The sequence below is a fragment of the Streptomyces sp. NPDC053541 genome (assembly GCF_044544705.1).
Classification (GTDB): domain Bacteria; phylum Actinomycetota; class Actinomycetes; order Streptomycetales; family Streptomycetaceae; genus Streptomyces.
In genome coordinates this window covers 39,801-65,738 of sequence record NZ_JBITXM010000011.1, presented here as the reverse complement: position 1 = coordinate 65,738, position 25,938 = coordinate 39,801, and the positions used below count along the sequence as shown (strand labels likewise).

The window sequence follows — 25,938 nt, the reverse complement described above, 5'->3', positions numbered from 1 at the left end:
CGGCACACCGCGGCACACGGCACACCGAGGAACACGACACGCCCCGGAACACCGCGCACCCCGGGGTGTCAGGAGCGGGCCCGGCCCGCTCCTTCCGCAGGTGCCCCACGGGCCTTCCGGCGCCCCCGGCGCCCTTCACGCCTCTCCGGTTCTCGGGCGGTTGGTCGGCGCCTTCGGCAGCGCCGTCTCGATCTCCTCCCGCAGGTGGTCGATCTTGGTGTAGCCCGCGTACTGCCCGGTGAGCCGGTACATCTCGCGCAGCCGGTCCCAGGTGCGGTGCGAGGAGGTGTCGCCCATGGAGACCAGGGCGAGGCGGGCGTAGCGGTCCGCCTGCTCGGGGTCGTCGGCGATGAAGCAGGCCGAGGCGAGCGAGATGTGGTCGAAGAGCTTGGACCGGTCGTGCCCGTGGCGGCGCAGCTCCAGGGCGAGCTTGGCGTGGCGCTGGGCCGGGACCGCGGCGCCCGGGTCGTGCTCGGCCAGGGTGCGGTAGGCGAGCGCCTGCATGCCGTGGAGGTCGGCCTCGTCGAAGTTCTGCATCCAGCTGGGCTTGTCCTCGCCCCGGTCGGACACGAACAGGTCCTCGGCCTCGCCGAGGGTGCGGCGCATGGCCTGGCCGCGGCCCATGGACGCCTGCGCCCAGGCCTCGATGGTGTGGAACATGGCCTTGGTGCGCGGCAGCAGGCGTTCGCCGGAGCCGGAGGTGGCGAGCTTCATCAGGTCGAGGGCCTCGTCGGGCCGGCCCAGGTGGACCATCTGGCGGGCGGCGCGGGAGAGCGCCTCGCCGGCGCGGGGCCGGTCGCCGCCCTCGCGTGCCGCGTGCGCGGCGATCACGAAGTACTTCTGGGCGGTGGGTTCCAGGCCGACGTCGTGGGACATCCAGCCGGCGAGGACCGCCAGGTTGGCGGCGACGCCCCACAGGCGGCGCTGGAGGTGGTCGGGGTGGTGGTAGGCGAGCATGCCGCCCACCTCGTTGAGCTGGCCCACGACCGCCTTGCGCTGCAGTCCGCCGCCCCGGGAGGCGTCCCAGGCGCGGAAGACCTCCACGGAGCGTTCCAGGGCCTCGATCTCCTCCGACCCGATGGGGGCGGCCTCGTAGCGGTCGTACCCAGCGGGGTCGGCGTGGAGGGGATCGACGGCGCGGGGGGCGGCGCCGGCTTGCGAGGGGTCGGTGTGGAGCCAGTCGTGCATGGCGTTGGTGAGTACGGAGCCGGCGGCAAGCGCGGCGCCCGCGCCCACCAGGCCGCGTCGGTTGAGCATGAGGTCCATTCCCGTGAATTCGGTGAGGACCGCTGCCGTACGCTCGGGCGCCCAGGGCAGCCCGTCAGGGTTGTCGGTGTTCCTGACGTCCCGCCGCCTGCCGGCGCGCCCGTGTCGTACGAACCCGAGGTCCTCGATGGTCACGACACGGCCGAGTCGCTCGGTGAACAGCGCTGCCAGCACCCGGGGCACGGGATCGCGGGGGGTCTCCCCCATGTCGATCCAGCGCCGCACCCGCGAGGTGTCGGTCGACAGCTGGGGGTGGCCCATGGCCGCCGCCTGCCGGTTCACGAGTCTCGCGAGTTCGCCCTTGGACCAGCCGGCCAGGCCGAAGAGGTCTGCCAGGCGGGTGTTGGTCTTCCCTGTCACGTCTAAGCCCCCAGGTTCTCGGCTGAGTTGACAGTAGCCCCCTGGCATAGGCCTGGCGACAATTCGCCAGGGTTCGCCAGGGTGCGCTGGATGTTCCGCCACCCGCCGGGGGGTGTCAGGTAGGAACGCGCCACCCCGCCCCGTCGACCGGCCCTCATTTTCCCCAGGGTGCGGACCGTTCGGGCGGGCGGGGCGACGCACGCAACTCGTCGGCACACGAAGGGATCTGTCTCCTCCATGTACACAGCATCGTCCTCCGTGTCCGCTCCGCCCCGGCCGCTCCACCGCACCCTCCCGGCCGGTTCCGGTCCGTACCTCGCCCCCGCCCCGGTGCAGGGGGCGGTGCGGCCGAGGCGCTGGGCGGGGAGCACCGTCCAGCCGCCCAGCGGGAGGATCGACCTGTCCGGACCGCAGGGCGCCCAGCTGCGCATGGCCATCGCGTCCGTCCACCGCATCTGCCCCGAGTTCAACCCGGTGCAGGTGCTGCGGCGCAGCGGGCGCTCCGTGCTGATCGTCGGGACGACCGGGCGGACGACCGCGGTCGCCAAGTGTTTACTGGACCACTCCCCCGCGTGGGTCGAGCGGTTCCGGCACGAGATAGCTGCGTACCGCACGTTCGTCCGGCACCGTCCGCCTGTGCGGGCGCCCCGGCTGATCGCGGCGGACCCGGAGAACTGCACGCTGGTGATCGAGCGGACGCCGGGGCGGGCGGCGGCCCTGTCGCGGCACCCCGTGGAGGCGCCGCCCAGGGCGGACGTGCGGGCCGCGCTGGGCGCGATCGCCCGGCTGAACGCCTGGCGGCCGCCGGCCGGGACGTTCGACGCGCCGCTCGACTACGGGGCGCGGATCGCGCGCTACCACGAGCTGGGCCTGTTCACGGACCGGGACCGGGACGACCTGCAGAAGCTGCTGCACGGTCTGGCGCACGCGGGCGGGCGGCAGGGCATGGGCCAGTTCTGTCACGGTGACGCGCTGCTCTCGAACGTGCTGCTGTCGCCGACCGGTCCGGTCCTGGTGGACTGGGAGCACGCGGGCTGGTACCTGCCGGGGTACGACCTGGCGACGCTGTGGGCGGTGCTGGGGGACGCTCCCCTGGCGCGCCGGCAGATCAGTCAGCTGGCCCAGCAGGCGGGTGCGGCCTCGCGGGACGCGTTCCTGGTGAACCTGATGATCGTGCTGACCCGGGAGATCCGGACGTACGAGACGGCGGTGCAGCGCACCATCAAGGAGGCGCCGCCGGCGGGTTCGGTGCCGGTGCCGGCCGGGACGGTCTCGGCGGGTGAGGAACAGCGGCTGCTGCTGCGGCGGCTGCACGACGACTGCGCCATGGCACGGCGGGCCGTGCGCGCGGCGGTCGGAACGCGCTAGACCTGATCTGGCGGTCCGACGCAGTACGGGGGTGGCGCGCCGCGCGCCCGGTGCCGACACACCGGGGCGCGGCGCATCTGTTTTCCCGGGCGTCCCGCGTGTTCGGCGCGGTGGCCCCATTGGTCTACGCCGGTGACGCGCCGCAGGCGGGCGGACCGCCCGCGCGAAACTCGGCGGCGTGCCGCCGGTTGCCGCTCTGACCTCGGGAAATCGCGGAGCGGGAGGGGTGATTGACGGGGCGTCCGGGAGCCGCTACCCCTGTACGGGTTCGGTACCGCACGCCCCCGTTCCCCCCTGTCGCTGGAGGCTGCCTTGCTCCGTTCCGCGTCCCTCAGACGTGCCGCCCCCCTCGTCCTGCTCCTCCCCCTGCTCGTCCAGGCGCCCGCGGCGGCCACCGCCGACGACCCCGAACCGGACGCGCTGCAACGTCAGTTCGCGGTGGCGGCCGAGCGGCAGCGCGTACCGCAGAGCGTGCTGCTCGCCGTGTCGTACCTGGAGTCGCGGTGGGACGCGCACGGCGGCGCGCCGAGCGTGACCGGCGGCTACGGTCCGATGCACCTGACGGACGTGGTGACGGCACTGGCCGGTGCGGGGCACCACGCGGACGGTACGGAGGACGCGCGCGGCGACGACGCCCGCGCGCCCCGGACCGGCGAGGGCGCGGCGGAGCGGTCGGCCCGGTCGGGCGAGCCGCCGGCCCGGCTGCGCACGCTGGAGCGGGCGGCGGAGCTGTCCGGCCGCCCGGCGGCGGAGCTGCGCACGGACACCGCGGCGAACATCGAGGGCGGCGCGGCGCTGCTCGCGGAGGCGCAGCGGGCGGCGGGCCGGCCGGCGAGCGCGGACCCGGCCGACTGGTACGGGGCGGTGGCGCGCTACTCGGGCGCGGACGACTCGGCGACGGCGGCGGCGTTCGCGGACGAGGTCTTCGAGCTGATCCGCACCGGGGAGTCGCGGACCACGGACGCGGGGCAGCGGGTGACCCTGGCGGCCGATCCGGCGGTGGTCCCGGACACCGGGCAGCTGGCGGACCTGGGGCTGCGGACGGTGCCGCGGGGCCCGGTGGAGTGCCCGCCGTCGCTGCCGTGCGCGTGGGTGCCGGCGCCGTACGAGGAGTTCGGGGACGGCGACTACGGCAACCACGACAAGGCGGACCGGCCGGTCTCGCAGTCGGTGGACTACATCGTGATCCACGACACCGAGGCGGACTGGGACACCACGCTGCGGCTGGTGCAGGACCCGACCTACGTGTCCTGGCAGTACTCGCTGCGCTCCTCGGACGGGCACGTGGCGCAGCACCTGGCGCTGAAGGACGTGGGCTGGCACGCGGGCAACTGGTTCGTGAACGCCAAGTCGGTGGGGCTGGAGCACGAGGGCTTCCTGACCTCGCCGGACTCCTGGTACACGGAGGCGATGTACCGCTCGTCGGCGCGTCTGGTGCGCTATCTGGCGCAGCGTTTCGGCATCCCGCTGGACCGGCAGCACATCCTCGGGCACGACAACGTGCCGGGGACGGTGACGTCGAGCATCAAGGGGATGCACACGGATCCGGGGCCGTACTGGGACTGGGCGCACTACTTCCGGCTGCTCGGCCGGCCGCTCACGCCGAGCGCCGGCCCGGACGCGGGGGTGGTGACCATCCGCCCGGACTACGCGACCAACCGGCCGGTGTACACGGGCTGCGTGACGGCCGGGCAGGCGTGCGCGCCGCACGGGAGCGGGGCGGTGCGCCTGCACACCGCGCCGAGCGCCGACGCGCCGCTGGTGAAGGACATCGGGCTGCGGCCGGGCGGGCAGGACTCGACGACGGGGGTGAACGACACCGGGGCGCGGGCCTCGACCGGCCAGAGCTTCGCGGTGGCGGAGCGGCGGGGCGACTGGACGGCGATCTGGTACCTGGGTCAGAAGGCGTGGTTCCACAATCCGCAGGACGGGCCGACGGCGGTGAGCGCGCGGGGGCTGGTCCTGACGCCGAAGGAGGGCCGGGCGTCGGTGCCGGTGTACGGGCGGGCCTATCCGGAGGCCTCGGCCTATCCGGCGGGGGTCCCGGTGCAGGCGGTGTCGCCGCTGCCGTACGCGCTGCTCGCGGGCCAGCGGTACGTGGTCGGGGGCCGCACCCCGGGCGAGTACCTCTTCGCTCCCACGTTCGACACCTCGGGGCACCGGGTGGTGCGGGGGCAGGAGGAGTACTACCAGATCCAGTTCGGCCATCGGGTGGCCTTTGTGAAGGCCGCTGACGTGCGCGTTTCCCAAGGCTGAGGGAGGGCGGCCGAAAAGCGTCGGGTGCCGGCGGGCCGTGCGACGGGGCGCGGTCCGACCGGCACCCCCTGCCGTTCGTACGACTATTCCGGGGCTCGCGTGGGGCCGGTGACCGGGGGGTAGGGCTCGGCCGGAAGACCGCCCGACGCTCATTGAAAGGCCTCCCAGGCATGGCTCAGCCCTTCGTTCTGCCGGATTTCTATGTCCCGTATCCGGCACGGCTCAATCCCCATCTGGAGGTGGCCCGGGCGCACACCTGCGCCTGGGCCCGGGAGATGGGGATGCTGGAGGGCTCCGGGATCTGGGAGGAGGCGGACCTCCAGGCGCACGACTACGCGCTGCTGTGCTCCTACACCCACCCGGACTGCGACGCGGAGGCGCTGTCCCTGGTGACCGACTGGTACACATGGGTCTTCTTCTTCGACGACCACTTCCTGGAGGTCTTCAAGCGCACCCAGAACCGCCCGGCCGGCAAGGCCTATCTGGACCGACTGCCGCTGTTCATGCCGGCCGACCCGGCCGCCGGGATGCCCGAGCCCACCAACCCGGTGGAGGCGGGCCTCGCCGACCTGTGGCGGCGCACCGTGCCGGCGATGTCCGAGGCCTGGCGGATCCGGTTCGCCGAGGCCACCGAGCACCTGCTCTACGAGTCGCTGTGGGAGCTCGACAACATCAACGAGGGCCGGATCGCCAACCCGGTCGAGTACGTCGAGATGCGCCGCAAGGTGGGCGGAGCGCCCTGGTCGGCCGGGCTCGTCGAGTACGCGGCGGGCGCGGAGGTGCCCGAACAAGTCGCGCACTCCCGCCCGTTGCGGGTGCTGCGGGACGCCTTCTCGGACGCGGTGCACCTGCGCAACGACCTCTTCTCGTACCAGCGGGAGGTCGAGGACGAGGGCGAGAACAGCAACGGCGTCCTGGTCCTGGAGACCTTCCTCGGCTGCACGACCCAGGAGGCCGCCGACGCCGTCAACGACCTGCTGACCTCTCGGCTCCAGCAGTTCGAGAACACGGCGCTCACCGAGATCCCGGCGCTCTGTCTGGAGCAGGGCCTCGGCCCGGCCGAGGCGGCGGCGATCGCCGCGTACACCAAGGGCCTCCAGGACTGGCAGTCCGGCGGACACGAGTGGCACATGCGGTCCAGCCGCTACATGAACGAGGGCCTGGTGAGCGGCGGTTCGCCGAACGCCGGGCTCGGGACCTCCGCCTTCGACATCCGCAACGTGATCGGGCGTCCGGCCCGCGGCCGGGCCCGCGCCCTCACCCACGTGCCGCACCAGCGGGTGGGGCCCTCGCTGCTGCCCGACTTCGACCTGCCCTATCCGCTGACGCTCAGCCCGCACCACGCCGCCGCCAAGCGCCGCTCGGAGGAGTGGGCGCAGCGGATGGGCCTGTTCGAGGACATCTGGGACCGGCGGATGATGGACGGCTTCGACCTGGCCCTGTGCGCGGCCGGGATCGACCCGGACGCCACCGAGGAGGAGCTGGACCTCGCCACCGGCTGGCTGACCTGGGGCACCTACGCGGACGACTACTACCCGATCGTCTTCGGCCGGCCGCGCAACCTGACCGGGGCCCGGCTGCAGACGGACCGCCTCAAGGCCCTGCTCGCCTCCCCCGGCCCGGCCGACGCGTCCGGCGCGCCGGACAACGCGCTGGAGCGCTCGCTGGCCGACCTGTGGGCGCGCACCGCCGCCCCGATGGAGGAGGCCGCCCGGGCGCGGCTGCGCGAGGCCCTGGAGGTGATGCTGGACAGCTGGCTGTGGGAGCTGCACAACGTGGCCCAGCACCGGGTGCCCGATCCGGTCGACTACATCGAGATGCGGCGCGCCACCTTCGGCTCCCAGCTGACCATGCTGATGGCCCGGCTGCGGCAGCCCGACGCGCTGCCGCCGGAGATCTTCCGCACCGGCACCGTGCGGGCCCTGGAGGGCTCGGTGATGGACTACGGGGCGATGATCAACGACCTGTTCTCGTACCAGAAGGAGATCGAGGTCGAGGGCGAGTTGCACAACCTGGTCCTCGTCGTGCAGACCTTCTTCGGCTGCGACTACCCGACCGCGATGCGCATGGTGGACGATCTGATGCGCGGCCGGCTGAGCCAGTACGAGCACGTGAAGAAGCACGAAGTGCCGCTCCTGTACGCCGACTTCGGGCTCGACGCGGCCGGCCGGGCGGCCTTCGAGGCGTATCTGCGGGAGCTGGAGGACTGGCTGGCGGCGGTGCTGCACTGGCACCGCTCGGTGCGCCGCTACGGTGCGGACGACGTGCGCTCCGGCGCCGGTACGACCCTGGCGCGGCGCGGCCCGCAGGGGCTCGGCACCGCGTCGACGCGGATCGCGACGCTGTTCGGCCCGCCGGCGGGGGCGTCGGCCGGGGCGCCCGCGGGATGAGACGCGGCGGGCCGCCTCCGGAGTGTTCCGGGGGCGGCCCGTACCGGGTCCCGGGCGGTCTCAGCCCTGGAGGCCGCGGAGCCGGTCGAGTTCGCGGCGGTCGCGCTTGGTGGGGCGGCCGGCGCCGCGGTCGCGGACGGCGGCCACGGCGACGTGCTCGCGGGGCGGCGGGGGCGGGCTGTTGTCCACGTAGGCCTCGGCGGCGGCCGGGGGCCCGACCCGCTTGGTGAGCAGCTGCTTCACCTCGACGATCCGCTGCCGGCCGCCGTGGAAGACCCGTACCTCGTCGCCGGGCTTGACGGCCTGGGCGGGCTTCGCCCGCTCGCCGTTGACCTTGACGTGGCCGGCGCGGCAGGCCGCGGCGGCCTGGGAACGGGTCTTGGTGAGCCGCACGGCCCAGATCCAGCTGTCGACGCGCACGCCGCTCATCGGCCCCCGCCCTCCCGGTCAGCCCTGCTGGAACAGCTCGGCGGGCAGCGGCTTGAGCAGCGCGTACAGGTCGTCGGTGATGGGCCGGTCCCAACTGGCGATGGTGACCAGGACGTTGTCGCTGCGGTCGAACTGCACGCAGGAGATGCGGCTCTCGGAGAGCTTGAGGCGGCGCACGATCAGCAGGTTGTCGCCCTGCATGACCGGGACGTCCTCGGTGTCGAGGACCTCGACCGGCTCGTCGTTCTCGAGGGCGGCGAGGAGCTGGGCGACCTCGAAGGGGATCTGGCCCTCGGCGAGCTCGCGGGCCGGCGAGCCCTCCGGCAGATTGCCGATGATCATCGCGGGGCCGCGGCCGCCGAACAGGTCGTAGCGCAGGAACACGCCCTGGCAGCTGCCGTCGGGGGCCGGGAGCAGACCGGCGCCGAGATTGCCGGGCCAGTCCCCGGGGTCCATGGCCAGGACGTCGAAGTCCGGGCCCGCGGGTGTGGCGGCGCTGCGGCGGCGGAGGAAGGACATACCGCCATGGTACGTGCCCCGGCGCACCGTGCGGCGCGCCGGGGCCGGGCTCCAGGGGCCGGGTTCACGGGGTGGTGGTGGCCCGGGCGCTCAGCGCGCCCTCCAGTCCGGCCCGGTCGGTGCCGAGCTTGCGATAGACGGCGGACAGCAGCCGCACGGCGGTGGTGCGGTCGACGCCGAGGGCCACGGCCGGGTCCCGGCCGGCGAGGGTGGCCTCGGCGGCGGCCCGCTCACGGGCGGTGAGCGTGTCGGTGTCCGTGGTGTGCAGCGCGCGGGGGCGCAGTCCGGCGGCGGCGAGCTCGGCCCTGGCCTCCTCGACGAGGCCGTCGGCGCCGCACGTCTGTGCGGTCTCCAGGCCCCGGTAGAGGTGCTCGGCCGCCTCCGCGTGGCGCTCGGTGCGGCGCAGCGCCGCGCCGAGGGCGACCAGGGAGCGGGCCAGCTCGTAGGCGGCCGGTGACTGGTCGAGCCAGTCGACGGACTCCTCCAGGAGCTTGATCCGCTCGGCGCCCTGGGAGACCTCGGCGGTCACCCGGAGCGCCTGGCCGATCGCGGAGGGCGCGCCGTACTGCCGGGCGCGGGTGACGGCCTCCTGGGCGGTGGCCAGCGCCCGGGCCGGGGAGGTCGGCGCCTGGGCGAGGGCGAGGTGGAGCTGCCAGGGGCAGCAGGACGGGTTGCGCTTGCCGCGCGGGTCGAGCCGCTGGCCGACGGCGGACAGCGCGCCGAGGGCCTCCTCGGTGCGGCCGGTGGCGAGCAGCAGCTCGGCGTGCACGGTCTCGCAGTCGGGGATGGTGACGGCGTTGGGGAAGGGGTCGCCGAAGTCGTGGTCGCGGGCCACCCGCTCGGCCTCGTCCGTGCGGCCGCGGGCCAGCAGGATCTCGATCATGACGCCGGTGGCGTACCAGAGCGCCGGGGTGCGGGCGCCGACGCGCTCGGCGAGGCGGAGTCCGGCGCGGGCGAAGTCCTCGGCCTCCATGAGCCGGCCGCGCCGGAAGCGGATGTAGCCGATGAGGGTGTACGCGAAGGCGAGGTGGGCACCGCGCCAGCCCTGCCGCTCGAACTCGGCGGTGCCGGCGGCGAACAGCTCCTCGGCCCGGCCGGGCCGGTCGGCGTAGAGGTGCAGCAGGGCGACGAGGACCGGGACCTCGAAGTTGCGGCTCTCGTCGGCCCAGGTGAGGCCGCCTTCGAGGGCGCGCTCGGCGTGCCGGAGGGCCACGGTGGCCGGTTCGGCGCGCAGGGTGGCGTCCCAGGCGCGCAGGCCGATGATGTAGCGCTCGGTGAGGTCGCGGCCGGAGAGCCGGTCGGCGAGGGTGGCGAGGCGCCGGGAGCGGGCGGGCGCCTCCGGTTCGTCGGCGCGCAGGGCGTCCCACAGGAACTTCTCGGCCTGCATCCGCAGCCGGCTGCGGGCGTCGGTGGTGGGCTGCCGGGACTCGCGTTCCAGCAGCTCGGAGGCCTCGACGAGGCGGTCGCTGTGGGCGAGGACCTGGGCCAGGCGGTAGACGATGCCGTGCCGCAGGGCGGGGTCCGAGACCGGCTCCTCCAGGGCGGCGCGCAGGTGGTTGACGGTGGTGGCGGGTTCGGTGAGCAGCGAGGCGCAGCCGAGTTCGTACAGCACGGCGGCGCGCTCGTCGTAGTCCGGGGGTTCGCGCAGCGCGCGTGCGAGATAGCGGCGGGCGGTGTCGGGCGCGCCGGCCCGCAGGGTCTCCTGGGCGGCGGCGCGCAGGTGCTGCACGACCCACGGGTCGCCCTCGGGGTGGGTCTCGACGAGGTGGCGGGCCGCGGCGGTGGAGCCGAGGCCGGCGTCGACGACGCACCAGGCGGCCTGGCCGTGCAGGGCGACGCGGGTGGCGGCCGGGATGGCGTCGTAGACGGCGGAGGCGATCAGCGGGTGGACGAATTCGAGGGTGTCGGACTCCTCGTCCACCGGTTCGGCGAGCACGCGGGCGGCGCGCAGCAGGCCGGCGCCGCGGGCGACGTCCTCGCCGCCGAGTCCGGCGACGGCCCCGGCGAGCTGCGGGGAGATCTCGGTGCCGAGGACGGCGCAGGCCCAGGCGAGGCGGACGGTGGCGGGGCCGAGGCGCTCGATCTGGGCGATCAGCCCGCTGCCCTTGACGGCGGCGGCGAGGTCGCGCACGGCGTGGGCCCGGTCGGCGGTGGGCTCGACGCCGTGGTCGCGGATGCGGGCGGCGAGCTCGACGGCCTCGAAGGGGTTGCCGGCGGTGACCTCCCAGAACTCCTGGCAGAAGGCGTCGTCGGCGTGGGCGCCGACCCGGTCGCGGACCAGGCGGGCGATGGCCTCGGAGGTGAGCGGTTCCAGGCCGAGCGGGCGCTGCCCGGACCGGCGGCCGGTGAACTCCTCGCCGGTCTCGGGGAGTTCGTCGGGCCGGTAGGCGACGACGAGGAGCATGGGCAGTTCCTCGGCACGCGGCGAGAACGCGGAGAGCCAGCTCAGGGACTCGGGGTCGGCCCAGTGCGCGTCGTCGAGGAAGACGACGAGCGGGGCGCGGCGCACGGCGAGGTGGGTGAGCACCCAGTCGAGTCCGTCGCGCAGGCCCTGCGGGTCCGGCGGGGCGCCGTCGGCGGCGGTGCACAGGCCGAGGGCCGGGCCGACGATGTCGTACCAGCTGCCGAGACGTTCACGGAGCTCGAAGGGCGAGGCGGCGGCCAGTTGGGGCTGGAGGAGCTGGCGGGCGACGTGGAAGGCGACCCGCTGCTCCTGGTCGCCGCCGCGGGCGGAGAGCACGGTGCAGCCCTTGGCGGCGGCGCGCCGGCGGATCTCGGCGAGCAGGGTGGTCTTGCCGAGTCCGGCGGGCGCGGCGTAGGCGAGGACGCCGCCGCGGCGCACGGCGCGGGTGGCCGGGCCGGGCGGGAGGCCGGGTTCCCGGTCGGCGGCGGAACCGGCCGGGCCGAGGGCGGCGGGGTCGGTGCCGTGCGCGCCCTTGACCAGGCGGAGCATGGGCGGGAAGGCGTGCCGGGGCCGGGGGACGCGGTCGGGACGCTCGACGGGGCGCACCACGCCGCCGGTTCCGGGCACGCCGGGCAGGAAGCCGGGCACCGCGGGCCCGGGCGCCCCGGGTTCGGCGTCGTACCCGACGAGCAGGTTCAACGCCTCCTCCGCCGCCGCGAGTTCCGCGTCGCGCTCGAAGAGGCCGAAGCCCCGGCCGGCCGGTCCGCCGGTGTGTGCTGCCATCGTCCACCCCCACGCCGGGGGCGCACGCCCGGCGCACAGGGGGTGCGTCGGAGGCCGTGGCCCCGTCAAAGCCCCAGCGTACGCGGGGATGCGCCGTCAGGGGGCCGGATTGTGGCGGATGCGCGAATCCGGCCACCACACGGCCGAGCGCCTCCGCTTCCGGCCGCTTTCGTACGACTCGGTCAGGTCAGGTCCGGTGACGTCACGTCACGTCAGATCGAACTCGCCCTCGCGCGCGTTCACCACGAACGCCCGCCACTCGGCCGGGGTGAACACGATCGACGGCGCCTCGGGCCGGCGCCCGTTGCGCATGGCGATGAAGCCCTCGACGAACGCGATCTGCACGTCGCCCACCCCGTCGCTGCCGGAGCGCCACTCCGCCCCGGCCAGATCGAGCTCCGGCAGGTCCTGCCCCGTCAGCCCGCGCCGGGCCGGGCCGTGCGGGGTGCGGCCGGGCTGGGTGCCGGGGCCGGGGCCGGGGCCGGTGAGGGTGCTGTCCGCCACGTCCGTGCTCCTCTCGCCTCCGTCGCACGTCACTCCGTGCGGCGGGTCCGGGGCTCAGCGTAGCGAGCGGCCCTGACCGCCGACACCCCTCAGACGCCGGGCGGCCGGTCGCCGACCAGCCACATGGAGAAGAACTGCGCGCCGCCGCCGTACGCGTGGCCGAGGGCCGTGCGGGCGCCGTCGACCTGGTGCTCGCCGGCCAGGCCGCGCACCTGGAGGGCGGCCTCGGCGAAGCGGATCATGCCGGAGGCGCCGATGGGGTTGGTGGACAGCACCCCGCCCGAGGGGTTCACCGGCAGGTCGCCGGTGAGTTCGGTGACGCCGGCCTCGGTCAGCTTCCAGCCCTCGCTCTCCTCGGCGAAGCCCAGGTTCTCCAGCCACATCGGCTCGTACCAGGAGAAGGGCACGTACATCTCGACGGCGTCGATCTGGCGGCGCGGGTCGGTGATCCCGGCCTGCCGGTAGACGTCGGCGGCGCAGTCCCGGCCGGCCCGCGGGGAGACGAAGTCCTTGCCGGCGAAGAGGGTCGGTTCGCTGCGCATCGCCCCGCCGAGCACCCAGGCCGGCGGGCGGGGCGAACGGGCCGCGCCCGCCCGGTCGGTGAGGACCATGGCGCAGGCGCCGTCGGAGGACGGGCAGGTCTCGGAGTAGCGGATGGGGTCCCACAGCATCGGGGACGCCAGCACCTTCTCCAGGGTGATGTCGTGCTCGTGGAGGTGGGCGTAGGGGTTCTTCAGGGCGTTGCGGCGGTCCTTGTACGCGACGAGGGAGCCGATGGTGTCGGGGGCGCCGGTGCGGCGCATGTAGGCGCGCACGTGCGGGGCGAAGAAGCCGCCGGCGCCGGCGAGCAGCGGCTGCTGGAAGGGCACGGGCAGCGAGAGCCCCCACATGGCGTTGGACTCGGACTGCTTCTCGAAGGCGAGGGTGAGGACGGTGCGGTGCACCCGGGCGGCGACCAGGTTGGCGGCGACCAGGGCGGTGGAGCCGCCGACGGAGCCGGCGGTGTGGACCCGGAGCATGGGTTTGCCGACCGCGCCGAGGGCGTCGGCGAGGTAGAGCTCCGGCATCATGACGCCCTCGAAGAAGTCGGGGGCCTTGCCGATGACGACGGCGTCGACGTCGGCCCAGGTGAGCTCGGCGTCCGCCAGGGCGCGGACGGCGGCCTCGCGGACGAGTCCGGCGATCGAGACGTCCCTGCGGGCGGCGACGTGCTTGGTCTGGCCGATGCCGACGACCGCCACGGGCTCCTCAGCCACGGGCTTCTCCTTCCAGGACGGCGACCAGGTTCTGCTGGAGGCAGGGGCCGGAGGTCGCGTGGGCGAGGGCGCGGTCGGACTCGCCGCGGTGGATCCGGGCGGCGGCCTCGCCGAGCCGGATCAGGCCGGCGGCCATCACGGGGTTGGCGGCGAGCGCGCCGCCGGAGGGGTTGACCCGGACGTCGTCGCCGAGGCGGAGGGCCCTGCGCAGCACGACCTCCTGGGAGCTGAAGGGGGCGTGGAGTTCGGCGGTGTCGACGGGGCGGGCGGCCGGGTCGAAGGCGCCGGCGCGTTCGGCGGCGAGCCGGGTGGACGGCGAGTCGGTGAGGTCGCGGACGCCGAGCGCGTGGGCCTCGACGCGGTGGTCCATGCCGGTGATCCAGGCGGGCCGGGCGCACAGTTCGCGGGCCCGGTCGCCGGCGGCGAGGATCACGGCGGCGGCGCCGTCGCCGATCGGCGGGCAGTCGCCGGTGCGCAGCGGCCGGACGGTGTAGTCGCCCTGGGGGCGGGCGCCGCGCAGCTGGGCGTGCGGGTTGGCCCGGGCGTCCTCGCGGCTGCGGGCGGCGATGGCGGCGAGCGCGGGTTCGTCGGTGTGGCCGGCGTCGACGAGGGCCTGGGCCTGGAGCGCGGCGAGGGAGACGGAGTCGGGCCAGAGCGGGGCGAGGTAGTAGGGGTCGAGCTGGCGGGTGAGGACGTCGCGCACGGAGCCGGGCGAGGACTTGCCGTAGCCGTAGACGAGGGCCGTGTCGGCCTGGCCGGTGAGCAGCTTCACCCAGGCCTCGTACAGCGCCCAGGCGCCGTCCGTCTCGACGTGGGACTCGGAGATCGGGGGCCAGGCGCCGACGCCGTCGAGGGCCATGGTGAAGGAGAAGGGGCGGCCGGCGAGGTAGTCGGAGGAGCCGGAGCAGGTGAAGCCGATGTCGGAGGTCCTCAGGCCGGTCTGCCGCAGCACGTCGTGGAGGACGGGCATGAGCAGTTCGACCTCGGAGAGTTCGTCGGTGCGCCGGGTGTGGGCGGTCTGGGCGAAGGCGACGATCGCCACCTCCCGGCCGGGGCGGGCAGCGCTCACAACAGCTCCTTGTACGTGTCGTAGTCGGCGTCCGGCTCGCCGCTGGGCCGGTAGTGGTCGGGGTAGCGGCCGCCGGCGGTCCAGACGGGTTCGACCCGCAGGCCCATCCGGACCTGGTCGTAGGGGATGCCGCCGATCCGGCCGTGCAGGGCGAGGCCGGCGCCGTCGAGGGCGATGTGGGCGTAGACGTAGGGGACCTCGATGTCGAGATTCGCCGTGTGCGCGGCCTTGATGTTGACGATGCAGAAGGTGGTGACCGTGCCGCGCGGGCCGACCTCGACGCGTTCGGTGGTGGCGACCCCGCAGGTGGGGCAGGCGCCGCGGGGCGGCACGTACACCTTGGCGCAGGAGGGACAGCGTTCGCCGACGGTGCGGCGTTCGGTGAGGGACCGGAGCCAGGCGCTCTGGGCGCGCCCGGGCGTGTAGGTGTAGTCGAGCCGGGCCGGGGCGACGATGCCGGTGACGGGGTCCTCGAAGACGCCGTCGTGGGGGCGGGGCGGGCGCTCCCGGGGCGTGCCGTCGTCCGGTTCGAAGCAGGCGATGTCGGTGATGGCGCCGTGCCGCTCCGCGGCCCAGCGGATCCGGACCCGCATGCCGGTGCGGACGGCCCCGGGGCCGGGTGCGTCGAGGGCGTGGAGCAGGGCGGTGTCGGCGCCGTCGGGGCGGACCAGGACCCAGGCGAAGGGGGTGTCGAGCGGCTGGCCGGGGCGGGGTTCGGGGTTCCAGGCCCAGGTGGTCACGGTGCCGGTGGGTTCGAGCGCGACGAGCTCGCGCAGTTCGGCGGCGGTCTCGGGGTCGTACTCGACGGGGGGCACGAGGACGCGGCCGGCCTCGGTGCGCACGCCGAGCAGGGTGCGCTCGCGCAGTCCGGTGAGGAAGGCGGACTGGACGGGGCCGAGGGACCGGGTGAAGGGGAACTCGACGACCAGGGGGGCGCGGAGGGTTTCCGGGGTGGTGGTCATGGGGCGGCTCCTTCGTGGGTGGAGGGGGGCTTCCGGGCGGGTCCGGTCACTGCCGCCGGTAGACCGGGGTCCGCTTCTCGGCGAAGGCCTTAGCGCCCTCCTTCGCGTCCGCCGTCGCGAAGACGGGCCAGCCGCGCTTCAGTTCGGCCGCGAGGCCGTCCTCCTCGGTCATCCCGGCGGTCTCGTAGACGGAGGCCTTGACGGCCTCGACGGCGAGCGGCCCGCAGGCGTTGATGCGTTCCGCGGTCTCCAGCGCCGCCTCCAGTGCCGTGCCGTCGGGCACGACGCGGCCGACGAGTCCGATGCGGGCGGCTTCCTCGGCCGTGTACGGGCGGCCGGTGAGGAGCATTTCGAGGGCGTGGGTGCGGGGGATCTGGCGGGGCAGCCGGACGGTGGAGCCGCCGATCGGGAAGAGGCCGCGGCGGACCTCGAAGAGGCCGAAGGTGGCGGAGGCGCCGGCCACCCGGATGTCGGTGCCCTGGAGGATCTCGGTGCCGCCGGCGACGCAGGGGCCCTCGACGGCGGCGATGACCGGCTTGCGCGGGCGGTGGTGGCGGAGCATGGCCTTCCAGTGCAGGTCGGGGTCGGCCTTCAGGCGCTCGCGGTAGTGCTCGCCGCCCGCCATGCCGTCGCCGGCGAGGGCCTTGAGGTCCATGCCGGCGCAGAAGCTGCCGCCGGCGCCGGTGAGGACGACGGAGCGGACGGTGTCGTCGGCGTCGGCCTCCAGCCAGCCGTCGTGGAGGCCGACGAGCATCGGAAGCGAGAGCGCGTTCTTCGCCTCGGGCCGGTTGAGGGTGAGGACGAGTGTGGCGCCCTCGCGCCGCACGGTGAGGTGTTCGGTGCCAGCCATGGACGTCTCCCGTCTCCGTTTCCGGAACAGGTTGCAGGAGTCGCCGGACCACTTCAATAGTTTTCTGACACCTAGTCAGATTCTTCTGCGCGGGCCCTTCCCACCTCTTCCCATCGGCGCTCTAATGACCGACCAGTCGCTGGCGCGCCAGGATCAGGAGGAACGGTGGAGTACAACCTTGCCGACCTGTTCGAATCGGTCGTCGACGTGGTTCCGGACCGCGAGGCGCTGGTGTACGTCGACCACCCCGGCACCGGCGCCGAGCGCCGGCTCACCTACGCCGGACTGGACGCCGCCGCCAACCGGCTGGCCCACCACCTGATCGACTCCGGGCTGCGGCCCGGCGAGCACCTCGGGCTGCACCTGTACAACGGCGTCGAGTACCTCCAGACCGTCATCGCCTGCCTCAAGGCCCGGCTGGTGCCGGTCAACGTCAACTACCGTTACGTGGCGGAGGAACTGGTCTACCTCTACCGCGACGCCGACCTGGCCGCGCTCGTCTTCGACGCCGAGTTCACCGGACGGGTCGCGGACGCGCTGCCGCAGACGGAGAAGCTGCGGCACCTCGTGCGGGTGGGGACCCCCGCCGCGGACGCGCCCGCCCTGGACTGCGTGGAGTTCACCGCGGCGGAGGCGGCCGGCTCGCCGGACCGCGGCTTCCCGCCGCGCTCGCCCGACGACCTCTTCATCATCTACACCGGCGGCACCACCGGCATGCCCAAGGGCGTGATGTGGCGCCAGGAGGACCTGTTCTTCGCGGGCCTGTTCGGCGGTGACCCGAGCGGCGAGCCGGTCAAGCGGCCCGAGGAGCTGGCCGAGCGGGTCGCGGCGGGCGGCGCGGGGCTCACCTTCTTCCCCACTCCCCCGCTGATGCACGGCACCTCCACGCTCACCTCCTTCATCGCCTTCCACTACGGGCAGCGGGTGGTGGTGCACCGCAAGTACGTGCCCGAGGAGGTGCTGCGCACCATCGAGAAGGAGAAGGTGTCCAGCGTCTCCCTGGTCGGCGACGCGATGCTGCGCCCCCTGGTCGACGCGCTGCACGGACCGCTCCGGGGCACCGACCTGTCCTCGCTGTTCAGCCTCTCCTCCTCCGGCGCGATCATGTCGGACACCGTCCGCGACCAGTTCCGGGCGCTCGCGCCGCACGTGCTGCTGCTCAACAACTTCGGCTCCTCCGAGTCCGGTTCGAACGGACGGGCCACCGACGACTCCGGCCCGGACCGGGGCTTCCGGCTGCACGTCAACGAGCGCACCCGGGTGGTCGACCCGGCCACCCACGAACCGGTCCCGGTCGGCGCGGTCGGCCGGCTCGCGCAGCGCGGCCACGTCCCGCTCGGCTACTACAACGACCCCGCGAAGACCGCCGAGACCTTCTTCCACAAGGGCGGGGAGCGCTGGGTGCTGCTCGGCGACATGGCCACGGTGGACGAGGAGGGCGTCGTCACCGTCCTCGGGCGCGGCTCGCAGTGCATCAACACCGGCGGCGAGAAGGTCTATCCGGAGGAGGTCGAGCAGGCGCTGAAGTCCCACCCCGACGTGTACGACGCGCTGGTCGCCGGCGTGCCCGACGCGACCTGGGGCCACCACGTGGCGGCCGTCGTCCAGCTCCGCGACGGCGCCGCGCCGCTGGACCTGGCGGCCGTCCAGGACCACTGCCGCACCCGGCTCGCCGGCTACAAGGTGCCGCGCCAGCTGGTGCTCACCGACACGATCCAGCGCTCCCCCAGCGGCAAGGCGGACTACCGCTGGGCCCGCTCGGTGGCGACGGAGGCGGCCGGGTCCGGTGCCGGGGCCCCCGGCACCCAGGCGGCACCGGGCTCCGGCGGCTGATCAGACGCCGAACTCCCGCAGCTCCGCCAGGAACCGCTGCGGCCGCTGCGCGTGCACGAGGTGCCCGGCCTTGATGGTGACCAGCCAGGCGTCCTGGATCTCCTCGGCCATCCAGCTCAGGTGCTCCTGCGGCAGATGGCTGCTCCGGCCGCCGCCGACGATCAGGGTGGGGCGGGAGATCTCCGGCAGGCCGGCGCGCCAGGCCGGGTCGGGCTCGTTCAGCTGGGCGTCGGTCGCCGGGACCACCGCCCAGTCGAAGCCGAGCGGCCCGTCCGGGCGCTCCGCGGGGCCGCGCGGCGGGTCGAGCGGGAAGAAGACCGGGGGCTCCTCCAGGACGATCCGGTCCATCAGCTCCGGCTCGCTCTGGGCGAGCAGACAGACCGCCGCACCGCCCATCGAGTGCCCGACGACGGCGGGGCGGACCAGGCCGAGCGCCTTGACGAAGCCGCTCAGCTCGTCCCGGAAGACGTCGAAGCCGTAGTGCCCCGGGTGGTCGCTGAGTCCGTGGCCGCGCAGGTCGACGGCGTACACCCGCCGGTCGGCGGACAGCTCGGCCGCGATCCCGCTCCAGTCGGTGCTGTTCTCGCCGCGGCCGTGCACCAGGACCACCGGAGGGGCGTCCTCGGGGCCGCTGACCCGGTAGGCGAGCCGCACCCCGTCGACGGTGACGGTGCGCACGTCCGGGTCGAGGAAGGCGGCGACCGCGCGGACGAAGGCGCCCGCGTCGTCGACCCACGGGAAGTGGCCGGCGCCGGGCTGGACGACGAGCTCGGCGTGCGGGAAGCAGGCGGCGAGCTCGGCGGCCCTGGCCGGGCTCGGGCCCGGGTCGTACCCGCCGGCGAGGACGAGGACGGGCGCGGTGAGGCCGCGCAGCGCGGCCCGGGTGGCCTCGGGGTCGAAGGCGCCGGGGGCGTAGTAGGCGCTCGCCGCCGCCCAGTTCATCTGGGTGGCGGCGCCGGCCGCGTGGGCGCGGGCGGCCCCGTCCCAGCGTCCGTACGCGAAGGGCATCGTGATCTCCGCCTGCTCGGGCAGCGGGGTGTCGGGGCCGATGGTCTCCAGGGCGGCCCGCGCCGCCGGGTACCAGTCCCGGTCCGCGAAGACCTCGGCGGCGGCGTCCCACTCGGCGTCGGAGATCTCGATGCCGACGGCCCGGGTGCCGCCGGTGACGAGGGTCAGGGAGCGGATCCGGTCGGGGTGCGCGGCGGCGTAGAGGGTGGCGAGGGCGGCGCCGGCCGAGTGCCCGAGCAGGTCGATCCGGTCGAGGCCCAGGTGGGCGCGGAGCGCCTCGACGTCGGCGACCTGCCGGTCGCAGCGGTAGCTCGCCGGGTCGGCCGGCGCCTCACTGGCGCCGACGCCGCGCTGGTCGAGGACGATCAGGGCGCGGTGGGCGGACAGCCCGCCGAGGTCGCCGAGGTAGTCCGCGTCGCGCATCGGCCCGCCGGGCAGCACGAGGAGGGGTTCCCCCGTGCCCAGGGTCCGGTAGGCGAGGCGGGTTCCGTCGTACGTCGTGAAGTGCGGCATGGCGCCGATCATGGTCGGCGGGCGCCGGGTGCGACAACCGGGTTTCGCCGAGGGCGCGATACCGTGGGGGGTCGTCCGTCCCACCTGCGAAGGAACCGTTCCCACCGTGTCCCAGACCCGCCCGGCCGCACTCCACCACGACGAGCTGCGCGGTGACTGCGCGAACTGCTTCGGGCTGTGCTGCGTGGCCCTGCCCTTCGCCCGGTCGAACGACTTCGCCGTGAACAAGGCCTCCGGCGAGCCCTGCCGCAACCTGAGGGACGACTTCCGCTGCGGGATCCACACCCGGCTGCGCGACTCCGGCTTCCCCGGCTGCACGGTCTACGACTGCTTCGGCGCCGGCCAGCACGTCTCCCAGGTGGTGTACGGCGGCGTGTCCTGGCGCGAGGCGCCGGAGACCGCGCGGCAGATGTACGAGGTGTTCCCGGTGGTGCGCCAACTGTACGAGCTGCTGCGCTACCTCACCGAGGCCCGCGCCCTGGCCGCCACCCGCCCGCTGCACGCCGAGCTGGACCGGGCGCTGGCCCGGGTCACCGCCCTGACCGGGGCGGAAGCGGCCGACCTGGAGAAGCTGGACGTCGGCCCCGTGCGCGCCGAGGTGAACCCGCTGCTCCTGAAGAGCAGCGCCCTGGTGCGCGCCGCGGCCGGCGGGAAGCCCCAGGACCGGCGGGGCGCGGACCTGATCGGCAAGCGACTGCGCGGGGCGCGGCTGCGCGGCGCGGACCTGCGCGGGGCGCTGCTGATCGCGGCCGACCTGACCGGCGCGGACCTGTCGCTGGCCGATCTGATCGGTGCGGACCTGCGGGACGCCGACCTGTCGGGCGCGGACCTCACGGGGGCGCTGTTCCTCACCCAGCCCCAGCTGAACGCGGCGCGCGGCGACGCCGCTACCCGCCTGCCGGAGGGCTTCGAGCGCCCCGCGCACTGGACGCGCTGAGTCCCGTACGGAGCCCGGATCCCGTACGGGACTCAGATCTCGTACGCGTACGGGGTGGTCCGCGTGAGTTCGGCGAAGCCGAGGCGGGCGAGGATCGGGCGGCTGGTGTCGGCGGCGTCGACCTGGACCCAGCGGCGGCCGTGGGCGGCGGCGACGCGCGCGCGGTGGGCGACCAGGGCGCGGTAGAGGCCCTTGCCGCGCCAGGGTACGACGGTGCCGCCGCCGTACAGTCCGGCGAAGTCACTGCCGGGCGGGAGTTCCAGGCGGGCGGCGCTGACCGGTTCGCCGTGGGCGAGGGCGAGGACGGCGGCGACGGTGCCGGGGGCGCCGGCGAGCTGGTCGAGCAGGCGCCGGCCGAGGTGGGAGGAGTCGCCGCCGAAGGCCCGGTCGTGCACCTGGACCACCATCCGCACCCCTTCCTCGTCGGTGACCTCGCGCAGTTCCACGCCCTCGGGCAGGGGCACGGGCGCGGAGACGGCGGCGGCCTCGGCGACCATGACGGTCTCCGGCTCGTCGGGGACGAAACCGGCGGCGAGGAGCCGGTCGCCGAGGTCGGCGGGCGTGTCGTGGGCGTAGAGCTTCCATTCGAAGCCGTGGCCGGCGGCGCGGAAGTGCCGGATCTGCGCGGCGACGGCGGCGTCGGCGTCCTCGGCACGGAGCGCGGACCAGAGCACGCCGTTCCAGCCGTGCGCGGGTCCGGTCTGGCGGACGACGGGGCCGTCCCGCTCCACCCGGGCGCCGGGCCCGTCGGGCCGGGCGTCGCGGCGGAGCTGCTGGTCGTGCAGGGTGCGCAGGGCGGTGAGGTCGAGGTCCATGGCCCCACCCCAGCACCGGGCGGGGGTGGGGCGCCACCGGTTTACCAGGTGACCGGCAGGGCCTGCGGGCCGCGGTTGACGGTGCCGGTGCGCCAGGCGATCCGCTCGGGCGGCACGGCGAGCGCGAGGCCCGGCAGTGCGGCGAGCAGGGTGCCGAGCATGACCTCGGCCTCCATGCGGGCGAGCTGGGCGCCGGCGCAGTAGTGGGCGCCGTGCCCGAAGGCGAGGTGCGGGGCGCCCTCGCGGGTGAGGTCGAGCCGATCGGGGTCGGGGAAGACGGCGGGGTCGCGGTTGGCGGCCGGGTAGAAGACGTGGACGGCCTCGCCGGCCCGGATGGTGACCCCGCCGACCTCCAGGTCGGCGGTGGCGATCCGGGGCAGGCCGGCGCCGTTGCGCTGGGGGACGTAGCGCAGGAGTTCGTCGACGGCCCGGGGCAGTCCGGCGGGTTCGGCGCGCAGCTTGGCGGTCTGCTCGGGGTGGGTGAGCAGCACGTACACCATGGTGGAGACGATGTTGCGGACGGCGTCGAGGCCGTTGAGGGTGAGCATCACGGCGAGGGAGACGAGTTCGGCGGTGCTGACCCCGCCGGCGGCGCGGGCCGCGGCGAGTTCGCTGATCAGGTCGTCGGCGGGGTGCTCGGCGCGATGCCGGGCGAGGTCGGCGAAGTAGCCGGCGATCTCCTTCTTGACGGCCTCGCCGGCGTCGGCCGTGGTGTCGTGGGAGAGCAGTCCGGCGCGCCAGGCCTGGACGCGGTCGAGGTCGGCGGCGGGCACGCCGAGGAGTTCGGCGACGACCGCGGCGGACAGCGGGCCGACGTACCGCTCGGCGACGTCGGCGGGCGGGCCGCTCTCCAGGAGGTCGCGGACGGCGCGCTCGGCGCGCCGTGCGGTGTGCTCGCGCAGGGCGGCGACGCGGCGGCGGCCGAAGGCGGGGGCGACGAGCTTGCGCAGCCGGGTGTGCTCGGGCGGGTCGGCGCGGCCGACGCCGCCGGCCGGGGCGAGGGTGTGCGGGGTGGTGCTGGGCAGCGGCCGTCCGACGGTGAGCGCGCGGCTCATCCGGGGGTCGGCGGCGACCAGTTTGACGTCCTCGTAGCGGGTGACGAGCCAGGCGTGGCCCTCGCCGTACGGGAGGCGGACGCGGGCGACGGGTTCCTGGTGGAGCAGGCGGTGCGGCAGCGGGTCGAAGTCGGTGCCGCGCAGCGGGACCACGGCCCAGTCGTGGACGACCGGGCCGTGGTGCGGGTCGTGGGTCATGGCGCGGGCGCGGCCTCCGGCCGGGCTCCGGCGTCGTGCCGGAGCGGGGTGATCTGCTCGATGTCGTAGCGGACGCGGAGTGCCGCGATGGCGGCGTGGTCGACCTCGCCGCCGTCGGCGGCGGCGAGGATCTCCATGAGCTCCTCGAAGTAGGTCTCGTGGTAGGTGGGCGGGGCCACCTGGAAGAGCATCCGGGCGGGGCGGTCGCCGACGTTGGCGAAGGCGTGCGGGCAGCCGGGCGGCACCAGCATGAGGGTGCCGGGGGTGGCCCGGACGGCGCGCCGGCCGTCGGCGGAGCGCCAGCCGCGCCAGCTGTCGGCGGTGCGCACCTCGGGTTCGAAGGCGAGCACCTCCAGTTCTCCGTCGAGGAGGTAGAAGAGCTCCTCGGCGCGCCCGTGGGTGTGGGCGCCGACGTCGAAGCCGGGCGGGACGACCACCTCGAAGGTGGAGGCGGTGCGGGTGTGTTCGCCGGTGACCTTGAAGGTGACGTGCTGGGCCGGGGTGGCGAGGGTCCGGCCCTCTCCGGGGGGCACGACGAGGCCGCTGGGGGTCATCGCGGGAGGCTTCCTCTCACCAGGTGACGGGCAGGGTCTCGGGGCCGCGGATGAGGGCGCCGCGCTGCCAGCGGATGTCCTCCTCGGGGACGGCGAGCCGCAGGTCGGGGAAGCGGGTCCACAGGGTGTCGAGGAGGATCTCGGACTCGATGCGGGCGAGCGCGGAGCCGGGGCAGTAGTGCGGGCCGTGGCCGAAGGCGACGTGCGGGTTGTAGCCGCGGTCGAAGTCGAGCCGTTCGGGCTCGGGGAAGACGTCGGGGTCGCGGTTGGCGGTGAGGTAGGAGACGTAGACGGGGTCGCCGGCGGGGATGGTGACGCCGCCGACCTCGACGTCCTCCAGGGCGATCCGGGAGAGTCCGACGGCGTTGCGGTGCGGGATGTAGCGCAGGAGTTCGTCGACGGCCTGCGGGAGCAGGGCGGGCTCGGCGCGCAGCCGGGCGAGGTGCTCGGGGTGGGTGAGCAGCGCGTAGACCATGTTGGCGCTGTTGTTGCGGACGGCGTGGGCGCCGCCGATCTGGATGAGGACGGCGAGGCCGACGGCCTCCTGCTCGTCGAGGGTGCCCTCGTCGATCGCGTCGGCGAGGACGGCGGCGAGGAACTCCTGGCCGGTGCCGTGGCTGCGGCCGATGAGTTCGGTGAAGTAGCGGGCCATCTCGGCCTTGGCGCGTTCGCTGGCCTCGCGGCCGGCGCCGGCGGAGATGATGGTGTCGGACCACTGGGCCATGAGCGGCTGGTCGCCCTCGGGGACGCCCATGAGCTCGCTGACCATGGCGAGCGGGAAGGGCCGGTTGACCAGTTCCATGAGGTCGGCGGGCGGGCCGTGCCGTTCGAGCCGGTCGAGGAGCCGGTCCATGACCTCCTGGGCGTGGTCGCGCAGGGAGCGCAGGGCGCGGGCGCTGAAGGCGCGGGCGACGACCCGGCGCATCCGGGTGTGGTCCGGCGGGTCGGCGAAGCCGACGGCGCCCTCCATGGGGATGAAGTGGGGGGCGAGCCGGGTGATGGAACGTCCGTAGACGGCCTGGCGGCTGAACCTGGGGTCGACGGAGACGAATTTGACGTCCTCGTAGCGGGTGACGAGCCAGGCGTGGCCCTCGCCGTGCGGGAGGCGCACCCGGCTGACGGGGTCCTCGTGGAGCAGTTTGGCGAGGAGCGGGTCGAATTCGAGTCCGGTGAGGTCGGGGACGGCCCAGAAGTGCACGTGGGGCTCGTCGCTGGTGTGGGGGGTCGTGGTCGTCGTCATCGGGCCACCGCCGCGGTCGTGGGGACAGGGATGTCGTGGTCGGGACAGGAGGGCGCGGGGAGCAGGGGGGACGCCGGGGAAGCCGGGTGCACCGGGGGCTCCTGGGGTACGGGGTCGAGCGGGCCGGCACCGAGGGGGCCGGGTCCGGCGGGGTCGGGGTCGGGGCCCGTGGGGCCGGCGGCCGGGGTGTGGTGGGCGCCGGCGGTGTGCCGGGCCGGGTCGTCGTGCCGCGGGCCGGTCCAGCTGCCGAGGGAGATCTCGGCGGTGATGCCGGGGCCGAAGCCGGCCAGGATCCCGGTGGCGCCGGGGGCGGGCCCGCCCTCCTCGAAGAGCCGGCGCAGCGCGTCGAGGACGACGGCGCTGGCGATGTTGCCGTACTCGGTGAGGGTGGCCCGGCTGAAGCGGAAGACCTCGGGGGGCAGGCCCAGTTGCTTGCCGAGGTCGTCGAGGATGCGGGGCCCGCCGGCGTGCACGAGGTAGAAGTCCTGGCGCGCGGCGTCGCGGCCGTGCCGGGCGGCGAGGTCGACGAGGGCGGGGCCGAGCTGTTCCATGGTGCCGGGGACGCGCTTGTCGAGCATGAAGTGGAAGCCGGTCTCGCGGACCCGGTAGGCGATCCAGTCCTCGGTGCCGGGGACGAGGTGGGAGCCGTTGCGCTCCAGGCGGATGCCGGTGGCGGCGCCGGTACCGTGCGCGTCGCCGTCGCACGCGCCGTCGCCGGAGCCGCGGACGACGGCGGCGGCGACGGCGTCGCCGAAGAGCCCGTTGGAGAGCAGGTTGCCGACGCCGAGGTCGGTGGGCTGGTAGCACAGCGAGCAGAACTCGCAGGCGACGACGAGGACGTTGGCGCCGGGGTAGGCGAGGCAGAAGTCGTGGGCGCGGTTGATCGCCGCGCCGCCGGCGGCGCAGCCGAGCTGGGCGACGGGGAGCTGGCGGGTGTCCGCGCGGAAGCCCAGGTTGTTGATCATCCAGGCGGTGAGCGAGGGCATCATGAAGCCCGTGCAGGAGACGTAGACGATGAGGTCGATGTCGCGCGGTCCGAGCCCGGCGTGGCCGAGGGCCTCGGCGACGACGGCGGGCACCCGGGCCTTGGCCTCGGCCTCGTAGCGCGCGTTGCGGGCCTCGAAGCCGGGGTGGGCGAGGGTCTCCTCGATGGGCCGCACCAGGTGCCGTCGGGCCACGCCCGTGTTGCGGATCAGCCGGAGGACGAGCGGGAGCGACGGGTGGTCCGCGTGGAGCCTGCGGGCCAGGTCGAGGGTCTCCTCCTGGGTGATGACGTGTTCGGGCACGGCGACGGCGGGACGGCACAGGACAGGCATGGTGGTGGTGGTTCCATTTCGTCCGGGGGTGGGAGGGGAAGCCGGACGGGCAT

20 protein-coding genes are annotated in these 25,938 nt (G+C 74.7%); 5 read left to right on the top strand and 15 right to left on the bottom strand.

The window, feature by feature from the left end:
- Window positions 1-135: 135 nt before the first annotated feature.
- Complete coding sequence (locus ACIGW2_RS26940) at window positions 136-1,626, bottom strand: hypothetical protein (protein WP_391655381.1); 1,491 nt, start codon at window positions 1,624-1,626, stop codon at window positions 136-138.
- A 237-nt stretch (window positions 1,627-1,863) separates the two neighbouring features.
- Here ACIGW2_RS26940 and ACIGW2_RS26935 point away from each other — a divergent pair, with 237 nt between their 5' ends.
- From ACIGW2_RS26935 to ACIGW2_RS26925, 3 genes are all read left to right on the top strand, one after another.
- Window positions 1,864-2,994, top strand: coding sequence for an aminoglycoside phosphotransferase family protein (locus ACIGW2_RS26935; protein WP_356071676.1), 1,131 nt, complete (start codon window positions 1,864-1,866; stop codon window positions 2,992-2,994).
- Window positions 2,995-3,306: 312 nt separating this feature from the next.
- Window positions 3,307-5,250, top strand: coding sequence for an N-acetylmuramoyl-L-alanine amidase (locus ACIGW2_RS26930; protein ID WP_399846588.1), 1,944 nt, complete (start codon window positions 3,307-3,309; stop codon window positions 5,248-5,250).
- A 170-nt stretch (window positions 5,251-5,420) separates the two neighbouring features.
- Window positions 5,421-7,640 (top strand): germacradienol/geosmin synthase, encoded by a 2,220-nt coding sequence (locus ACIGW2_RS26925; protein WP_399846587.1) that lies wholly within the window; start codon window positions 5,421-5,423, stop codon window positions 7,638-7,640.
- A 60-nt stretch (window positions 7,641-7,700) separates the two neighbouring features.
- On the opposite strand, the gene ACIGW2_RS26920 is transcribed toward ACIGW2_RS26925, so the two are convergent.
- The 8 genes from ACIGW2_RS26920 to ACIGW2_RS26885 all read right to left on the bottom strand — a co-directional run bounded on the left by ACIGW2_RS26920 (window position 7,701) and on the right by ACIGW2_RS26885 (window position 16,416).
- Window positions 7,701-8,069 carry an RNA-binding S4 domain-containing protein gene (locus tag ACIGW2_RS26920; RefSeq protein WP_356070932.1) on the bottom strand — a complete coding sequence of 123 codons (369 nt, stop codon included), beginning with the start codon at window positions 8,067-8,069 and terminating at the stop codon, window positions 7,701-7,703.
- 18 nt (window positions 8,070-8,087) lie between these two features.
- Entirely contained in the window at window positions 8,088-8,588 is a 501-nt protein-coding gene (locus ACIGW2_RS26915) for a hypothetical protein (protein ID WP_309054113.1), read from the bottom strand.
- Between the two features lie 64 nt (window positions 8,589-8,652).
- Window positions 8,653-11,775: an ATP-binding protein gene (locus tag ACIGW2_RS26910; RefSeq protein ID WP_391655378.1), complete on the bottom strand. Its 3,123-nt coding sequence runs from the start codon at window positions 11,773-11,775 to the stop codon at window positions 8,653-8,655.
- 207 nt (window positions 11,776-11,982) lie between these two features.
- Window positions 11,983-12,195, bottom strand: a complete 213-nt coding sequence (locus ACIGW2_RS26905; protein ID WP_391655585.1) for a DUF397 domain-containing protein — start codon at window positions 12,193-12,195, stop codon at window positions 11,983-11,985.
- A gap of 173 nt (window positions 12,196-12,368) precedes the next feature.
- On the bottom strand, window positions 12,369-13,535 hold the full coding sequence (locus tag ACIGW2_RS26900; protein ID WP_399846585.1) for a thiolase domain-containing protein: 1,167 nt from the start codon (window positions 13,533-13,535) through the stop codon (window positions 12,369-12,371).
- A complete protein-coding gene (locus ACIGW2_RS26895; protein ID WP_399846584.1) occupies window positions 13,528-14,604 on the bottom strand; it encodes a thiolase domain-containing protein in 1,077 nt (358 codons plus the stop codon). The genes ACIGW2_RS26900 and ACIGW2_RS26895 overlap by 8 nt, the downstream gene beginning before the upstream one ends.
- Window positions 14,601-15,566, bottom strand: coding sequence for a Zn-ribbon domain-containing OB-fold protein (locus ACIGW2_RS26890; protein ID WP_399846582.1), 966 nt, complete (start codon window positions 15,564-15,566; stop codon window positions 14,601-14,603). The genes ACIGW2_RS26895 and ACIGW2_RS26890 overlap by 4 nt, the downstream gene beginning before the upstream one ends.
- Window positions 15,567-15,612: 46 nt before the next feature.
- Window positions 15,613-16,416, bottom strand: coding sequence for a crotonase/enoyl-CoA hydratase family protein (locus tag ACIGW2_RS26885; protein ID WP_399846581.1), 804 nt, complete (start codon window positions 16,414-16,416; stop codon window positions 15,613-15,615).
- 165 nt (window positions 16,417-16,581) lie between these two features.
- On the opposite strand from ACIGW2_RS26885, the gene ACIGW2_RS26880 reads away from it, so the two are divergent.
- Entirely contained in the window at window positions 16,582-18,249 is a 1,668-nt protein-coding gene (locus tag ACIGW2_RS26880; RefSeq protein WP_391655374.1) for an acyl-CoA synthetase, read from the top strand.
- On the opposite strand, the gene ACIGW2_RS26875 is transcribed toward ACIGW2_RS26880, so the two are convergent.
- Window positions 18,250-19,770: an alpha/beta fold hydrolase gene (locus tag ACIGW2_RS26875; RefSeq protein WP_391655373.1), complete on the bottom strand. Its 1,521-nt coding sequence runs from the start codon at window positions 19,768-19,770 to the stop codon at window positions 18,250-18,252. It abuts the gene before it with no gap.
- Window positions 19,771-19,876: 106 nt separating this feature from the next.
- Here ACIGW2_RS26875 and ACIGW2_RS26870 point away from each other — a divergent pair, with 106 nt between their 5' ends.
- Entirely contained in the window at window positions 19,877-20,707 is an 831-nt protein-coding gene (locus ACIGW2_RS26870; protein ID WP_361582085.1) for a pentapeptide repeat-containing protein, read from the top strand.
- A 32-nt stretch (window positions 20,708-20,739) separates the two neighbouring features.
- Here ACIGW2_RS26870 and ACIGW2_RS26865 read toward each other — a convergent pair whose 3' ends face one another.
- The 5 genes from ACIGW2_RS26865 to ACIGW2_RS26845 are packed head-to-tail and all read right to left on the bottom strand — an operon-like array spanning window position 20,740 to window position 25,885.
- A complete protein-coding gene (locus ACIGW2_RS26865; protein ID WP_391655372.1) occupies window positions 20,740-21,522 on the bottom strand; it encodes a GNAT family N-acetyltransferase in 783 nt (260 codons plus the stop codon).
- A gap of 41 nt (window positions 21,523-21,563) precedes the next feature.
- On the bottom strand, window positions 21,564-22,775 hold the full coding sequence (locus ACIGW2_RS26860) for a cytochrome P450 (RefSeq protein WP_399846579.1): 1,212 nt from the start codon (window positions 22,773-22,775) through the stop codon (window positions 21,564-21,566).
- Complete coding sequence (locus ACIGW2_RS26855; protein ID WP_391655370.1) at window positions 22,772-23,329, bottom strand: cupin domain-containing protein; 558 nt, start codon at window positions 23,327-23,329, stop codon at window positions 22,772-22,774. The genes ACIGW2_RS26860 and ACIGW2_RS26855 overlap by 4 nt, the downstream gene beginning before the upstream one ends.
- A 16-nt stretch (window positions 23,330-23,345) precedes the next feature.
- Window positions 23,346-24,569 carry a cytochrome P450 gene (locus tag ACIGW2_RS26850; protein ID WP_361582097.1) on the bottom strand — a complete coding sequence of 408 codons (1,224 nt, stop codon included), beginning with the start codon at window positions 24,567-24,569 and terminating at the stop codon, window positions 23,346-23,348.
- Window positions 24,566-25,885: a type III polyketide synthase gene (locus ACIGW2_RS26845; protein ID WP_399846576.1), complete on the bottom strand. Its 1,320-nt coding sequence runs from the start codon at window positions 25,883-25,885 to the stop codon at window positions 24,566-24,568. Before ACIGW2_RS26845 ends, ACIGW2_RS26850 begins: the two co-directional genes overlap by 4 nt.
- Between the last annotated feature and the right edge of the window lie 53 nt (window positions 25,886-25,938).

Bases quoted from the DNA above. Each gene is read 5' to 3' on its own strand.
- ACIGW2_RS26935 (WP_356071676.1), top strand. From the start codon at position 1,864: ATGTACACAGCATCGTCCTCCGTGTCCGCTCCGCCCCGGCCGCTCCAC.
- ACIGW2_RS26925 (WP_399846587.1), top strand. From the start codon at position 5,421: ATGGCTCAGCCCTTCGTTCTGCCGGATTTCTATGTCCCGTATCCGGCA.
- ACIGW2_RS26920 (WP_356070932.1), bottom strand. From the start codon at position 8,069: ATGAGCGGCGTGCGCGTCGACAGCTGGATCTGGGCCGTGCGGCTCACC.
- ACIGW2_RS26915 (WP_309054113.1), bottom strand. From the start codon at position 8,588: ATGTCCTTCCTCCGCCGCCGCAGCGCCGCCACACCCGCGGGCCCGGAC.
- ACIGW2_RS26910 (WP_391655378.1), bottom strand. From the start codon at position 11,775: ATGGCAGCACACACCGGCGGACCGGCCGGCCGGGGCTTCGGCCTCTTC.
- ACIGW2_RS26890 (WP_399846582.1), bottom strand. From the start codon at position 15,566: ATGACCACCACCCCGGAAACCCTCCGCGCCCCCCTGGTCGTCGAGTTC.
- ACIGW2_RS26885 (WP_399846581.1), bottom strand. From the start codon at position 16,416: ATGGCTGGCACCGAACACCTCACCGTGCGGCGCGAGGGCGCCACACTC.
- ACIGW2_RS26875 (WP_391655373.1), bottom strand. From the start codon at position 19,770: ATGCCGCACTTCACGACGTACGACGGAACCCGCCTCGCCTACCGGACC.
- ACIGW2_RS26865 (WP_391655372.1), bottom strand. From the start codon at position 21,522: ATGGACCTCGACCTCACCGCCCTGCGCACCCTGCACGACCAGCAGCTC.
- ACIGW2_RS26860 (WP_399846579.1), bottom strand. From the start codon at position 22,775: ATGACCCACGACCCGCACCACGGCCCGGTCGTCCACGACTGGGCCGTG.
- ACIGW2_RS26855 (WP_391655370.1), bottom strand. From the start codon at position 23,329: ATGACCCCCAGCGGCCTCGTCGTGCCCCCCGGAGAGGGCCGGACCCTC.
- ACIGW2_RS26850 (WP_361582097.1), bottom strand. From the start codon at position 24,569: ATGACGACGACCACGACCCCCCACACCAGCGACGAGCCCCACGTGCAC.
- ACIGW2_RS26845 (WP_399846576.1), bottom strand. From the start codon at position 25,885: ATGCCTGTCCTGTGCCGTCCCGCCGTCGCCGTGCCCGAACACGTCATC.